Source organism: Aeromonas sp. FDAARGOS 1415 (assembly GCF_019048365.1).
GTDB classification, from domain to species: Bacteria; Pseudomonadota; Gammaproteobacteria; order Enterobacterales; family Aeromonadaceae; genus Aeromonas; species Aeromonas taiwanensis.
In genome coordinates this window covers 1500060-1514182 of sequence record NZ_CP077363.1, presented here as the reverse complement: position 1 = coordinate 1514182, position 14123 = coordinate 1500060, and the positions used below count along the sequence as shown (strand labels likewise).

Annotated in this window: 13 protein-coding genes; 8 read left to right on the top strand and 5 right to left on the bottom strand. The window is 65.9% G+C overall.

Annotation, left to right across the window (positions count from 1 at the left end):
* Window positions 1-53 precede the first annotated feature (53 nt).
* The 4 genes from yegD to malZ all read left to right on the top strand — a co-directional run bounded on the left by yegD (window position 54) and on the right by malZ (window position 5039).
* The gene (gene yegD / locus I6L45_RS07220; RefSeq protein ID WP_134694241.1) at window positions 54-1415 is read left to right on the top strand and encodes a molecular chaperone; all 1362 of its coding nucleotides are present in this window, start codon (window positions 54-56) and stop codon (window positions 1413-1415) included.
* 210 nt (window positions 1416-1625) lie between these two features.
* Window positions 1626-2045, top strand: coding sequence for an META domain-containing protein (locus I6L45_RS07215; RefSeq protein WP_043764087.1), 420 nt, complete (start codon window positions 1626-1628; stop codon window positions 2043-2045).
* A gap of 69 nt (window positions 2046-2114) precedes the next feature.
* Window positions 2115-2963 (top strand): HDOD domain-containing protein, encoded by an 849-nt coding sequence (locus I6L45_RS07210; protein WP_043764088.1) that lies wholly within the window; start codon window positions 2115-2117, stop codon window positions 2961-2963.
* A 246-nt stretch (window positions 2964-3209) separates the two neighbouring features.
* Window positions 3210-5039 carry a maltodextrin glucosidase gene (gene malZ, locus I6L45_RS07205; RefSeq protein ID WP_216983829.1) on the top strand — a complete coding sequence of 610 codons (1830 nt, stop codon included), beginning with the start codon at window positions 3210-3212 and terminating at the stop codon, window positions 5037-5039.
* 111 nt (window positions 5040-5150) lie between these two features.
* Here malZ and I6L45_RS07200 read toward each other — a convergent pair whose 3' ends face one another.
* Complete coding sequence (locus tag I6L45_RS07200; RefSeq protein WP_134694238.1) at window positions 5151-5684, bottom strand: ATP--cob(I)alamin adenosyltransferase; 534 nt, start codon at window positions 5682-5684, stop codon at window positions 5151-5153.
* A 94-nt stretch (window positions 5685-5778) separates the two neighbouring features.
* Complete coding sequence (locus tag I6L45_RS07195; protein ID WP_216984189.1) at window positions 5779-6894, bottom strand: DUF5610 domain-containing protein; 1116 nt, start codon at window positions 6892-6894, stop codon at window positions 5779-5781.
* A 179-nt stretch (window positions 6895-7073) separates the two neighbouring features.
* On the opposite strand from I6L45_RS07195, the gene trmA reads away from it, so the two are divergent.
* The 4 genes from trmA (at window position 7074) to I6L45_RS07175 (ending at window position 10710) form a co-directional block, all read left to right on the top strand.
* Window positions 7074-8180 (top strand): tRNA (uridine(54)-C5)-methyltransferase TrmA, encoded by a 1107-nt coding sequence (gene trmA / locus I6L45_RS07190; RefSeq protein ID WP_216983828.1) that lies wholly within the window; start codon window positions 7074-7076, stop codon window positions 8178-8180.
* A 151-nt stretch (window positions 8181-8331) separates the two neighbouring features.
* A complete protein-coding gene (gene rstA / locus I6L45_RS07185) occupies window positions 8332-9039 on the top strand; it encodes a two-component system response regulator RstA (protein ID WP_216983827.1) in 708 nt (235 codons plus the stop codon).
* Between the two features lie 115 nt (window positions 9040-9154).
* Window positions 9155-10480, top strand: coding sequence for a two-component system sensor histidine kinase RstB (gene rstB / locus I6L45_RS07180; RefSeq protein WP_216983826.1), 1326 nt, complete (start codon window positions 9155-9157; stop codon window positions 10478-10480).
* 53 nt (window positions 10481-10533) lie between these two features.
* Window positions 10534-10710 carry a hypothetical protein gene (locus I6L45_RS07175; RefSeq protein ID WP_081843914.1) on the top strand — a complete coding sequence of 59 codons (177 nt, stop codon included), beginning with the start codon at window positions 10534-10536 and terminating at the stop codon, window positions 10708-10710.
* Between the two features lie 89 nt (window positions 10711-10799).
* Here the strand turns inward: I6L45_RS07175 and I6L45_RS07170 are convergent, their stop codons facing one another.
* The 3 genes from I6L45_RS07170 to rpmE all read right to left on the bottom strand — a co-directional run bounded on the left by I6L45_RS07170 (window position 10800) and on the right by rpmE (window position 14001).
* Window positions 10800-12056 (bottom strand): malic enzyme-like NAD(P)-binding protein, encoded by a 1257-nt coding sequence (locus I6L45_RS07170; RefSeq protein ID WP_216983825.1) that lies wholly within the window; start codon window positions 12054-12056, stop codon window positions 10800-10802.
* A gap of 179 nt (window positions 12057-12235) precedes the next feature.
* A complete protein-coding gene (locus tag I6L45_RS07165) occupies window positions 12236-13669 on the bottom strand; it encodes a DUF2867 domain-containing protein (RefSeq protein ID WP_216983824.1) in 1434 nt (477 codons plus the stop codon).
* Between the two features lie 116 nt (window positions 13670-13785).
* A complete protein-coding gene (gene rpmE / locus I6L45_RS07160; RefSeq protein ID WP_010676078.1) occupies window positions 13786-14001 on the bottom strand; it encodes a 50S ribosomal protein L31 in 216 nt (71 codons plus the stop codon).
* Window positions 14002-14123 lie beyond the last annotated feature (122 nt).

Here is a 14123-nt window from a genome sequence, read left to right as displayed (position 1 = left end):
CGGCGCCTTCGGGTAGGCTACCAGCCCTTTTTTGCTCAGGAGTCTGGCCGCCCATGTTTATCGGATTTGATTACGGTACCTCCAACTGTGCCGTCGCCGTGATGGAACAGGGCAGCCCCAGGCTGCTGACCCTCTCCGGTTCCCATTACCTCCCCTCCACCCTGCACGCCCCCCACCGGGATGCCATCGCCGGCCTCCTGGCCGAAGGGCTGGCACCCGTCCAGCAGAGCGAGTACCTCAAGCTGCGCGGCCCCGTGGTAACCCGAGCCCAGGCGGTGCGCCGCCAGATGCGGGAAGAGGGGCTGATCGACGAACTCAGCTTCGGCGGGGCTGCCCTGGAGCGCTACCTGGAAGAGCCGGACGAGGGCTACTACATCAAGTCGCCCAAATCCTTCCTCGGCGCCTACGGCCTCAAGGCGCCCCAGATCGCCCTGTTCGAGGACATCGTCTGCGCCATGATGCTGCACGTGCGCCAGCAGGCGGAGCAGCAGACGGGCACCCCCGTCCGTCAGGCGGTCATCGGCCGGCCCGTCAACTTCCAGGGCCTGGCGGGGGAGGAGAGCAACCGCCAGGCCATCGCCATTCTGACCGAGGCAGCCCGCCTCGCCGGGTTCGAGCGGGTGGAGTTCCTCTATGAACCTGTGGCCGCCGGCTTCGAGTTCGAGGCGCGCCTCACCGAGGATGCGGTGGTGCTGGTGGTAGACATCGGCGGCGGCACCACGGACTGCTCCATGCTGCGCATGGGCCCGAGCCATCGCGACCGGCTGGATCGCGACGGCGACCTGCTCGGCCACAGCGGCCAGCGCATCGGCGGCAACGACTTCGACATCCGCCTGACGGTGGAGGGCATGATGCCGCTGCTCGGCATGCACGAGACCCTCAAGACCGGCAAGCCGCTGCCCCACCCCCTGTTCTGGGACGCGGCCGCCATCAACGACGTCAGCGCCCAGAGCCGCTTCTACAGCCTGGATACCGCCCGCCAGCTGCAGGATCTGCAGCTCGACAGCCAGCCCGGCAGCAAGCTGCCCCGCCTCGCCAGCCTGCGGGCACACAAGCTGAGCCACCAGCTGGTGTGGCGCGCCGAGCAGGGCAAGATCGCCCTCTCCGACCAGGCGCTCAATCACCAGACCCTGAACGAGCTGGAGAAGGGGCTGGAGGCCGAACTCACCCGCGATCAGCTGGCCAGTGCCTCGGCACCACTGCTGGAGAAGATTGGCGAGCTGATGGATGAGGCGATCAACGCCGCCGGCGTCCAGCCGGATCGCATCTTCATCACCGGCGGCAGCGCCCGCTCTCCCCTCATCAAGGCCTTTATCCAGCAGAAACTGCCCAAGGTACCGCTGGAAGGGGGGGACGACTTCGGCTCGGTCGCCTCCGGCCTCGCCCGCTATGCCGAGCGGCTGTTTGCCGCCTGATGGCCAGGCCCGTCAAGACGCACGGATAACATGGGGCCACGTTGTGGCCCCTTTTGCTGATAACGGGCCTCGCCCGGGGCGAGTGTTGCCATTTACCGACACCCCCCGTTTCTGCGGGGCGACAGAAGCGGTCGGGCGCGCCCCCCCGCGATCTGCCTCCGGCTCCCCGGTGCGGGTATGCTTGCCATACCCACCACCGGAGCCCCTTCAATGCCCAGATACCTGCTACTGCTGCTCGCCCTGCTCCTGCTCAGCGCCTGCAGCAGTACACCCCGCTTCGCCTCGCAAGATCTGCAGCACCATCACTGGGTGCTCGACCGGCTGGATGGCCAGGCCATCGCCAGCAGCCGCGTCAATCCCCCTGACATCGAGATCGGGGAACACTTCACCGTCAATGGTATCGCCGGTTGCAACCGCTACTTCGGCCAGGGTCATCTGGAGGGTGACAGACTCTGGGTCACCAGCCTCGGCAGCACTGCCATGGCCTGCCCCCCCGGGCTCGATCTGGTCGAGCAGGCCGTGCTCGCCACCCTGACCGAGGGCGCCACCCTGAGCGGCACGCCCCAGACCCTGATCCTGCAGGGGAAACGGCACCGTTTGGAATACAAGCTGCAAGACTGGGTGTTCTAAGGGTCACAAAACCGCTCGCCGACAGGAACAACTGGCCAGGCTGTGGCACAATATGAGGCATTGTTAGCAATGGAGGCTGCCTCAGCCATGTCGATGGATCGCCTGTTTGGCAAGATCAAGCAACTGCCCACAATCCCCAAGCTGCTGCACGAACTGATGCAGAGTTTCAACGATGAAAATGCCCGCATCGACGAGATCGCGGCCAAGATCGCCATGGACCAGGTGATCAGCGTCAAGGTGCTGCGTATGGCCAACTCGGCCGCCCTGCGTCGGGGCAACGAAGTGACCTCCATCGAGCAGGCGGTGATCCGGCTCGGCTTCAACCGTCTGCGCTCCGTGGTGGTCGCCTCCGGCATCATCAGCAGCTTCAAGGCTCCCCCCGGCTTCGACAAGAACCGTTTCTGGACCCAGACCTTCCAGGTCGCCACCATAGCCCGCACCCTGGCCCAGCAGACCAGGGCCGTGGATCCGGAGACCGCCTTCACCTGCGCCCTCATTCACAACATCGGGGAGCTGCTGATCCAGAGCACCCTGCCGGAGGAGGCCGGGCTGGTCAATCTGGCCATCGAGAAGGGGAGCAGCCGGGTCGAGGCCCAGCGGGAGATGCTGGGTTACGACTATGCCCAGCTCGGTGCCGAGCTGGCGCGACGCTGGAACCTGTCGACCGCCTTCGTCGACGCCATCGCCCAGCAGCTGGACCCCCTCTCCCACGATCCGGTCAGCAAGGAGGCCGTGCTGATCCGGCTCGCCGTCTTCGTCTCCTTCGCCTGGCACGCCGGCGTTCCGGCCCAGGCCATCATCGCCCGCTTCCCCAAGCCCCTCGCCGACCAGCTCGGGCTGGATCCCGCCACCCTGGCTGATCAGCTCGAACAGCTGCACGAACAGGGCAATGCCCTGGCCGATTTGCTGACCCAGTAGATGTACAACGGCCGATCAGCAGGAACCGGATCCCCGTCTCATTCTGGCGGATCAGCTCGACCTGCTCCACGAGCAGGGGAATGCCCTCGCCGACTTGCTGACGCAATAGGCTCACGGATGACAGCACAGCGGAGCCGGTTCTGCCGGCTCATTCTGGCCCGTCGTCACATACACCACCCCATGGACAGGCTAAGATGGCCCGAGCCGATCGCCTGATCCTGTAGCCTCTTTGACACAGTAGACACCATGACCCATCCCTTCCTGTTTCACCCCCAGGCGGCACCCTGGTTCAAAGAGAGTGCCGACACCCTGCTGCTCACCCTGTTCAGCGAGCTGGACGCCCCCATCCGCGAGGTGTGGCTGCGCCATGAGCCGGACAACGAGGAGTACCTGGTCGCCATGACGCCCATCTCCACCCGGGACAGGCTGCAGGTCTGGCAGGTCGAGCTGCCCCTCGCCCGGGGGCAGGACATTCACCTCTACTGCTTCAAGTGCCTCACCGACGAGGAGCAGTGGTGGCTGCACGGCGCCGGCGTCAGCGCCGCCATGCCGCCGCGCGAGCAACATTTCCGCTTCAACAGCCTCCACCAGCCGCCGGCCTGGGTCCAGGATCAGGTCTTCTACCAGATCTTCCCCGACCGCTTCTGCAACGGCGATCCGTCCCTGAGCGTCAAGCATCACGAGTACGAGTACCGCGGCAAGGCGGTCATCAGCAAGGCGTGGGGCGAGCCGGTCAGCCGCCACGAGGAGGGTCACGGTGCCTGCGAATTCTACGGCGGAGATCTGGCGGGCATCGACGCCAAGTTGCACTACCTGCAGTCCCTGGGGGTGACGGCGCTCTACCTCAACCCCATCTTCGATTCGCCGAGCAACCACAAGTACGATACCCAGGACTACTTCAAGGTGGATCCGCACCTCGGCACCAACGCCCGGTTTGCCGAGCTGACCCGCAACCTGCACCAGCGCGGCATGAAGATCATCCTGGATGCGGTGGTCAACCACACCTCCACCGAGCACCCCTGGTTCTGCCCACCCCTGGGGGCCCAGCGTAACCCGGACTCCCCCTGGCGCAGCTTCTACACCTTCGACCAGGAGGGGGATTACGTCAGCTGGAAAGGGATCCGCAGCCTGCCCAAGCTGGACTTCTCCAGCGAGCAGGTGCAGGACGCCGTCTATCGCGCCGACGACGCCATCCTGCGCTACTGGATGCGCGCCCCCTACCAGATCGATGGCTGGCGCTTCGACGTCATCCACATGCTCGGGGAGCGTGGCACCGCCGAGGGCAACCGCGGCCACGTGCGCGCCATTCGCGGCGCGGTAAAGCAGGAGAACCCCGACGCCTACGTGCTCGGCGAGCACTTCTTCGAGGCGAGCCAGTGGCTGCAGGGGGATCAAGAGGATGGCGCCATGAACTACTACGGCTTCGCCCACCCCATCCGTGCCTTCCTGGCGGGGCAGGACATCGCCTATCACCCCATCAGGATCAGCGCCACCGAGCTCGACCACTGGCTCAAGCTGGCGCGGGCCCACATCCCGTTCAAGAACCAGCTGGCCCAGTTCAACCTGCTGGACAGTCACGACACCGCCCGCTTCCTGCACCTGCTGGGAGAGGACAAGCAGCGGATGCGGCTCGCCGCTACCCTGCTCATCACCTACATCGGCGTGCCCTCCATCTACTACGGCGACGAGGTGGGGCTCTCCGGCGGCAACGATCCGGACTGCCGCCGCTGCTTCCCCTGGAACACCACCGACTGGGATCACGTGCTGCACGACCACTATCGCCGCCTGATCCAGCTGCGCCGCCAGCGCCCGGCCCTGCGCCGGGGAGACATCCAGACCCTCTACGCCGGCCCCCACAGCTATGTGTTCGCCCGCACCCTGCAAAGCGATCAGGTGCTGGTGGCCTGCAACCGCCACCCCACGGAGCCGCGCACCATCAGCCTGCCCCTGTGGCAGACCGCCAGCCCCGCCAGCCGCTTCACCGACGCCTTCAACGGCGACAAGTTCGAGGTGGTGCAGGGGGAGGTGCAGCTCACCATCCCCGCCAACTCGGCCAGAGTGCTGCTCTCCAGCTGAGTGACGTTATCTCGCCAATAAAAAAACCGGAGCCGCAGGCCCCGGTCTTTTTATGCGCCACTGCTGGCCTGCAGTGGCCTTGTGCAGACCACCAGCAAGCCGGGCTGAGCATCAGTAGTTGATGCTGACATAGGGGACTTCGGTCACGTCCCACGCCTGCTTGAGGTAGACGGTCAGCACGAAGAAGAAGTTGGCCAGCAGGTTGGCAAAGCGGTAGAGGATGGGATCGAAGCGCACGCCGCTCTCTTCCAGCCGCACCAGCAGGCGCACCACCTTCTTGCTGCCGCAGCGGCACAGGTGCAGGGTGGGGATGGGCTGGGGCCCCTGGGGCAGCACAAAGCCGGTGACCCGGCCGCGGCTCGCCTCGTTGTAGTGATCGTAGCGCCCCTTGAGCCAGTCCAGATCCTCCTCGAAGATGCCGAGCCGGCCCCGCACCGAGCCGTTGAGGTTGTAGATGAGCCGCTGCAGCGCCGCAAGATCCGCCAGCACGGGCCGGGTATCGTCATCCGCCACCAGGTGGGAGAGCACTGCGCCCACCTGGCAGCAGAGCTCGTCGGTAGCGATCTCGTAGTCGCACTGGAACTGGGTCTCGAAGATGAAGGGGTAGCAGAGCTCGCGCTTGTCTCTTGGCTTCTTGGGATTCATGGCATCGCCGGGCAGGGGAAAAGGGCAGTGTGCCAGCCCGGGGGCGAGCTGGCAAACCCAGCGCCCCCGCCGACATCACGGGGGCGTTGCCAGACTAGCCGGTCGCCATCTGCTGGCCGAGCAGCCTCATCGCCTCCAGCATCCGCTGGTTGAAGCCCATGAAACCGGCACCCTGGGTCGCCCCGTCCTGGCCACGCGCCGCCAGCACGGCGGGGGTCAACGCCTGCTGCTGGGCGGTGGGCAACAGGGCATCCGCCTGCTGCTGCATCTGGCTGAGCCTCGGCAGATAGTCCGCCAGCGGCTTGAGGCTCTCCTGCAGGGAGTGGGCCCCCTGGTACGCCAGGCTCAGCTTGGCCGACTGCTTGAGCTTGAGGGAGTAGGAGACCAGCTGACTGTCGTCCAGCTGCAACCCCGCCAGCCTGTCGGCCAACGTCTTGTCGTCGCCGCCTCCGAAGAACTGGCCGGCCAGCTCGTCCAGCCCCTTCACCAGGTTGCCGATGGCATCCATCTCGGCGCTGTCGAGCTCCCCCTCCAGGGAGAAATCGAAACTCTGGCTCGATTTGAGGCTGATCTGGCTGCCATCGTGGCGGGACTTGAACTGCCAGCTATCGCTGAAGCGCAGCATCACCTTGTCTCCATCCCGGGTCTCGATCTCGAGGAAGGTCTGCTGCCGGCTGGCCATCTTGGCCGCCCCCAGCTCCGTGGTCGACACCTCGCCGAAGAACTCCTTCTCGAAGGACTCCAGCCCCTCCTGGATCAGCTTGTAGCTCTGATCCATGCCGGTCTTGATGTCATCGTTTTCCGCCCAGTCGCCAAGCTGCTTCCTGGCGTCGCCGAAGCCCTTGTCCACCCCCTTGCGAGCCTGGGCGATCATCTCGGCCAGATCCTCGTCACTCTTGCCATCAGCCCGTGCCGCCCCCAGCCGCCCGGTGACGAACTGCAGCACGTTGTCCGCCACGGCTTCGTAGTCGAACAGGGTCTCGGGCGTGACCTCCTGAGGCTCCTGCACCTTGGGCGCCTTGTAGCCCTGGCCGTTGATCTCCAGCGCAAATTGCAGCGCCTGCTGGATCAGCACCTGAGCCCACTTCGGAGGCTTGTTCAGGGAGACCTCCTCCCCCTTGTCCGCCGCTTTCGACGCCGTCTGTTGAGGCGATTTGGGAGCAATGCCCACTCCCTTGGGTTGGGCTGCGCCCATGCCATCGATCTGCATCATCACTCTCCCGCCTATAGTGGTGGATCGGTTATCGGCCCGACTGGCCACTTCTTGACCACAAAAAACTTGGACAATCCGCGACGGCCTTTTAAAATCCCCACCCTTTGGTTGGCTGCTGCCTGGCTGCAGCCTTCCCCGGTTTTTACCCGGCTCAGCCCGGCGCACGCGAGGTATCCATGACCCAATCCCAGCGAACTCCTGCCGACTACCAGGCCCAGCTCGACGAGAAGCGCGATCGTCTCACCGGCATGTTCGCAGGCTTCAACCCGCCCGTGCTGGAGGTGCACGCCTCCCCCGCCGAGCACTACCGGATGCGCGCCGAGTTTCGCATCTGGCACGAGGGGGATGACCTCTTCCACTGCATGTATGCCCCGGCCACCAAGGAGATCATCCGGGTCGACCAGTTCCCCACCGCCAGCCGCCTCATCAACCGGCTGATGCCGGTGCTGCTGGAAGGGCTGCGCCCGCACCCGGTGCTGCGCCGCAAGCTGTTCCAGATTGACTACCTCTCCACCCAGTCCGGCCAGATCTGCGTCAGCCTGCTCTACCACCGCAAGCTGGAAGCCGAGTGGCAGCAGGCCGCCGACGCGCTGCAGGCCGATCTGCGCGCCAAGGGATTCGATCTGCAGCTGATCGGTCGTGCTCACAAGCAGAAGATCTGCCTGGGGGAGGAGTTCGTCATCGAGCGTCTGACCGTGCAGGGGCGCGAACTCGTCTACAAGCAGGTGGAGAACAGCTTCACCCAGCCCAACGCCGCCATCAACGAGCAGATGCTGGGCTGGGCCCTGGACGTGACCAGGGGGAGCGAGGGCGACCTGCTGGAGCTCTACTGCGGCAACGGCAACTTCTCCATCGCCCTGGCGCAGAATTTCAGCAAGGTGCTGGCCACCGAGATCGCCAAACCGAGCGTGGACTCCGCCCAGTTCAACATCGCCGCCAACGGCGTCGACAACCTGATCATCCTGCGCATGTCGGCGGAGGAGTTCACCATGGCGATGCGTGGCGAGCGGGAGTTCAACCGCCTCAAGGGGGTCGACCTCTCCGCCTACCGGTGCAACACCATCTTCGTCGACCCGCCCCGGGCCGGTCTGGACGACGCCACCGTCAGGCTGGTGCAGGACTACGACAACATCCTCTACATCTCCTGCAACCCCGAGACCCTGGAGGCCAACATGGCGGTGCTCGGCGAAACCCACGAGATCGCCCGTTTCGCCCTGTTCGATCAGTTCCCCTGGACCCACCACATGGAAGCCGGGGTCTATCTCAAGCGCAAGGCGGGCTGATGCCGCAGGGGACGCCGCTCCCCGCTCGACCAGCAAGACAAGAACAGGGCCCTCGGGCCCTGTTTGATTAGTTATCCCGGTGCAGAGGGTTGGCGCAGCCGTTATGCTGGCGGCACGCGCATTCGCGCCATGATCGGGGAACCACGCCACCATGCCACGCGTTCTGTTTGTTGAAGACGATCCCGAGATAGGCCAGCTCATCAGCAACTGGCTCGGCCGCCACGACATCGAGGTGATGCTGGAAACCCGCGGCGATCGGGCGCTCGCTAGGGTGGAGGCCGAGCAACCGGACCTGGTGCTGCTCGACATCATGCTGCCGGGCCAGGACGGCCTCTCCCTGTGCCGGGATCTGCGCCCGCGCTTCGGCGGTCCCATCGTCATGCTGACCTCGCTGGACAGCGACATGAACCAGATCCTGAGCCTGGAGCTGGGGGCCAACGACTACATCCTCAAGACCACGCCGCCCCCCGTGCTGCTGGCCCGGCTGCGGGTCCAGTTCCGCCAGCACGGACAGAGCCAGCAGGCCGTGGCCCCCGCCGCCCCGCCCCAGCGTCTGCAGTTCGGCCGCCTGCAGATCGACGGGCCGGGTCGGGACGTGCGCCTGGACGGCGACAGCATCCCCCTCTCCACCGCCGATTTCGATCTCCTGTGGGAGCTGGCCTGCCACGCCGGCCAGATCCTGGGGCGGGAGACGCTGTTTCGCAGCCTGCGGGGGCGCGACTACGACGGCCTAGATCGCAGCATGGACGTGGCCATCTCCCGCCTGCGCCGCCGGCTGGGGGATGACAGCAACAACCCGACCCGCATCAAGACGGTGCGCCAGAAGGGCTACCTGCTGGTACCCCAGGCCTGGGAATAAGCCCCGCCGAATGACCTTGATGCTCTCTGCCCCCTTCTCCCCTTGCGGGAGAAGGGTTGGGGATGAGGGAGCAACAAGGCAATGCCCGACCCAATCCAGGCAAGAGGAGAGCCCGATGCGACGCCTGTTTATCCAGTTCTACCTGCTGCTGATCGGCTGCTTCGCCCTGGCCATCCTGCTCATCGGGCTGGTCTATCAGGTCAGCGCCGAGCGGGCGGGGGACCGCTATCTGGAGCGGATGATGCAAGGCTCCCTCGGCCTGCTCACCGGCGAGCTGGCCCGGCTGCCGCCAGAGCACTGGCCGGCCCGCACGGCGGAGCAGAGCCGCCAGCTCAATCTGCCGCTGCAGATCGGGAGTCTCGCCAACCAGCCCCTGGCCCGGGAGGATCAGGCCTTCCTGGAGGCGGGCAACATCGTCATCGTCGAGGAGGATGACACCTTCCTGCAGCGCATTCCCGGCACGGAGCGGGTGCTGATTGTCGGCCCCGTTCCCTACCTCTCCTATCTGCACGAGCTGCACTGGGTGGACGTGGGCCTGCTGCTGCTCATCGGCCTCTCGCTGGGCCTGCCCATCCTGCTCTGGCTGCGCCCTCACTGGCGCGGCCTGCAACGGCTGGAGCAAGCCGCCCGCCGGGTCGGTGACGGCGATCTCTCCTGCCGCACCCGCTTGCCGCCCGGCAGCAGCCTGGCCCGGGTCGGCCGCACCTTCGATCAGATGGCGGAACAGCTGCAGGCCATGCTGGCCAGTCGCAAGCAGCTGACCGACGCCATCGCCCACGAGCTGCGCACCCCCCTGGTGCGGCTGCGCTACCGGCTCGCCATGCTGGCGTCGCCCCCCTCGCCCGAGGAGCAGCAGGGGCTGGAGCGGGATCTCGGCGCGCTGGACGGCCTCATCGAGGAGATGCTCACCTACGCCAGGCTCGATCGCCCCGAGCTGCCGCTCCAGTGCAGCGATCTGGAGCTGGGCCACTGGGCCCGGAGCCGTCTCGCCGACTGGCAGGCCCTGCAGCCGCAGAAGCGCCTCTCCCTCGACGCTCCCGACCAGCCCCTGCCCTGGCGCGGCGACGTCCGCCTGCTGGATCGGGCGCTGGAGAACCTCATCGGCAACGCCCTGCGCCACGCCGCCAGCCGGGTCAGCCTGCGCATGGCGCGGCAGGGGGACGACTATCTGCTGGAGGTGAGCGATGACGGCCCCGGCATCGATCCGGCCCTCGCCCCCCAGATCTTCGAGCCCTTCGTGCGCCTCGACCAGAGCCGGGACAGGCGCACCGGCGGCGCCGGCCTGGGGCTCGCCATCGTGCGCAGCATCGCCCGCCACCATGGCGGCGAGGTGCAGCTGCTGCCCTGCAGCAGCGGTGCCCGTTTCTGCCTGACCCTGCCCGTACATTTGGATACAAACCGTCACCAGTCCCTCACTGAACCCCAGACGCCGTCGCCCTAGGATGAAGCCATGGAGAAACGCTCCATGTCATCAACCGAATGAGGAACTGGAATATGAACAAGCTGATCCCCCTGAGCCTGGCCGCTGTCTTCGCCCTGACCTCCGGCTTCACCATGGCTGCCACCCCGACCAAGGCCGCCGCTCCCCACGCCACCCAGACCAAGGTCGTGAAAAAGCACCACAAGGCCGCCAAGGCGCCGACCGTCCAGGTGGCTCCCAAGACCAAGTAATCCATACACCAGCGTCCCGCAATGAAAAAGGGGCCCCATCACGGGGCCCCTTCTGTTTTACCGGTTGCAAGCCTGAAGCCCGATGGACCTCAACCCAGCATGTAGTCTGCCGGCAGTGCGATGCGGGCGACCCCGGATGCCACCGCCGCCAGCGCCACGGCGCGGGCGACCCGTGGCAGCAGACGGGCATCCATCGGCTTGGGAATGACGTACTCCTTGCCGAAGGTGAGCTCGCTCACGCCGGCGGCGCTCAGCACCTCGGCCGGCACCGGCTCCTTGGCCAGGGCGCGGATCGCCTCGACCGCGGCGATCTTCATGGCGTCATTGATGCGGCTGGCGCGCGCGTCCAGGGCACCGCGGAAGATGAAGGGGAAGCAGAGCACGTTGTTGATCTGGTTCGGGTAGTCCGAGCGGCCCGTGCCCATGATGAGGTCGCCGCGCACCGAGTGGGCCAGGGCAGGCTTGATCTCGGGATCCGGGTTGGAGCAGGCGAAGATCACCGGGTTGGGGGCCATCAGCGCCACCGCCTCGGCGGGCAGCACGTCTGGGCCGGAGACGCCGACGAACACGTCGGCCCCGTCGATCACGTCCATCAGGGTGCGCAGGGGAGTATCGTTCGCAAAGCGCTGCTTGTATTGGTTCAGATCGGTACGACCACTGTGGATCACCCCCTGGCGGTCCAGCATGAAGATGTTCTCGGGTGCCGCGCCGCACTTGATCAGCAGGTCCATGCAGGCGGTGGCGGCCGCACCGGCCCCCATGCAGACGATGCGGCTGCTGCCGATCGCCTTGCCCTGCACTTCCAGGGCGTTGAGCAGGCCGGCGGCGGTGACGATGGCGGTGCCGTGCTGGTCGTCGTGGAACACCGGAATGTCGCAGCGGGCGATCAGCGCCTCTTCAATCTCGAAGCACTCGGGGGCCTTGATGTCTTCCAGGTTGATGCCGCCGAAGGTGTCGGCGATGGCAGCGACCGTGTCGATGAACTGGGCGCAGGTCTCGTGCTTCACCTCGATGTCGATGGCGTCGATGCCGGCGAAGCGCTTGAACAGCAGGGCCTTGCCCTCCATCACCGGCTTGGAGGCCAGCGGGCCCAGGTTGCCCAGCCCCAGGATGGCGGTGCCGTTGGAGATGACGGCCACCAGGTTGCCCTTGCCGGTGTAGCGGTAGGCATCGGCCGGGTTGGCGGCGATCTCGCGCACCGGCTCGGCGACGCCCGGGCTGTAGGCCAGCGCCAGATCGCGGGCGGTCTCGGCGGGCTTGGTGAGGGCGATGGCGATTTTGCCCGGGACGGGCTGGGCGTGGTAGTCGAGTGCTTGTTGACGAAGATCGTGACGCTGATCGGACATGGGGGACCCCGATACGGAAATGAATGAGTGGTGCATTGGCTCGCCCACGGGCGAGGGCTGGGGATCATAATGAAAACCGCCGGGCTTTCACAGCAGAAAATATCGCCAAACAACGCCGACCAGCCACTCGGCAGCATGTACCACCAGCCACACCTACCCAATTAGATATAGATTCGTTTTCAATCCATCACCGGGATACCGGCCCTCTCCTCCGCCTGACGGGCGATGGCCTCCGTCATCCCCTGGAAGATGAAGAGGTGGAACGGCAGCATGGCGAGCCAGTAGGCCAGTCCCCAGGCCCCCTGGGGGTGCCAGTGGGCCGTCACCCTGAGCCGGGTGAGCCCGGACTCCAGGGGCTGGATGTTGAACTCCAGCCGCCCGACGCCCGGGGCCTTCATGTTGAACAGCAGATCCAGCCTGCGCCCCTCGTCCACCCCGAGGATCTGCCAGGAGTCCAGCATGTCCCCCTTCACGAAGCGATCCGGGTTGGTGCGCCCCCGGGTCAGGGCCGGGCCGCCGATCAGGTGATCCATCCACTCCCGCACCACCCAGAGCTCGTTCATGTAGAAGTAGCGCTGCTCGCCCCCCAGCTGCTGCAACACCTGCCACACCACCTCGGGCGCGGCGAGGCAGTCGGCCTCCCCGCTCGCGGTGCGGTCGTAGAAGCCGTATTCGGGATGGCGCCAGCGCAGGCCGAGCGGCGTCTCCTCCCCCTGCTGCTCGGCGCCGAGCTTCTGCTCCAGGGCCAGGCTCTCCGTCAGCGCCTCGTCGAAGCTGAGCAGATGCTGGGGCAGCAGGGTGCGCAAGGGGCCATCATCCGCCGGAATGTCGTGCTTGAGCCCCCCCACCAGCGCCTTGGCGATGGGTTGGGGGACCGAGGTGGCGAACTGCAGCCACCAGGCGGAGAGGCGCGGGCTGAGGAACGGCAGCGGCACTATGGGGCAACGCTTGCCGATGTGGGCGGCGAATTTCTGCAACTGCTGCTGATAGCTGAGCAGCTCGGGCCCGGCGGCGTTGAAGATATGGCCGTCCACCCCCTCTGCCTCCACCAGCCCGGCCAGATAGTGCAGCAGGTTGGAGAGGGCGATGGGGGGCGTGCGGGAGCGCACCCACTTGGGGGTCACCATCATGGGCAGGTTGAACACCAGATCCCGCATCACTTCGAACGCGGCCGAGCCGGGCCCGATGATGATGCCTGCCCGCAGCTCCACCGTGGGCACGCCGGCATCCCGGAACAGCTCGCCACAATAGCGGCGGGAGTTGAGGTGACGGCTGTTGCAGGGCTCGGGCTGGATGGCCCCCAGATAGATGATGCGCCGCACCCCGGCGGCGCGGGCGGCGGCGGCGAAGTTCTTCACCCCCTGCTGCTCCAGCCGGTGAAAGCCGGCCCCCGCCCCCATGGCGTGCACCAGATAGAAGACGGTGTCGACCCCGACGAGCGCAGACGACAGGGTGGCGGGCTTGAGGCTGTCGGCGAGGCGGAACTCCACCCCCTCCGGCAAGCGGCAGGGGCGGCGCGCCCCGGCGATGACCCTGTACCCCAGATCTTGCAGGTGAGGCACCAGGTAGGACCCTATGTACCCGGCCGCTCCCATCACCAGACATGTGCGCATCGACTCTTCTCCCTTGGTTGAGCCCACACCATAGGGCAAAGCGAGGGATTACAGAACGCCGACCAATAAAAAAGGCGCCCGATGGGCGCCTTTTTCAGAATGCTTCAGAAGCAAGATTACTTCTTGGAGGTCAAGCCACCGAAACGCTTGTTGAACTTGTCTACGCGGCCGCCGCTAGAAACTTCTTTCTGCTTGCCGGTGTAGAAGGGGTGGCACTCGGAGCACACGTCCAGGTTCAGATCTTTACCGATGGTAGAGAAGGTGTTGATGACGTTACCGCAAGAGCACTTGGCGGTGATGGCTACGTAGTCAGGGTGGATACCAGCTTTCATGGACAACCTCAATTATCAGGCCGTGTCGCCATCCGATCTCTTGTCGGACACCACACGATTGTTGAACACAGTTTCAAAGGCTGCGAATAATATAGGAAATGCCTGAGTTCAGGCAAGTGGCT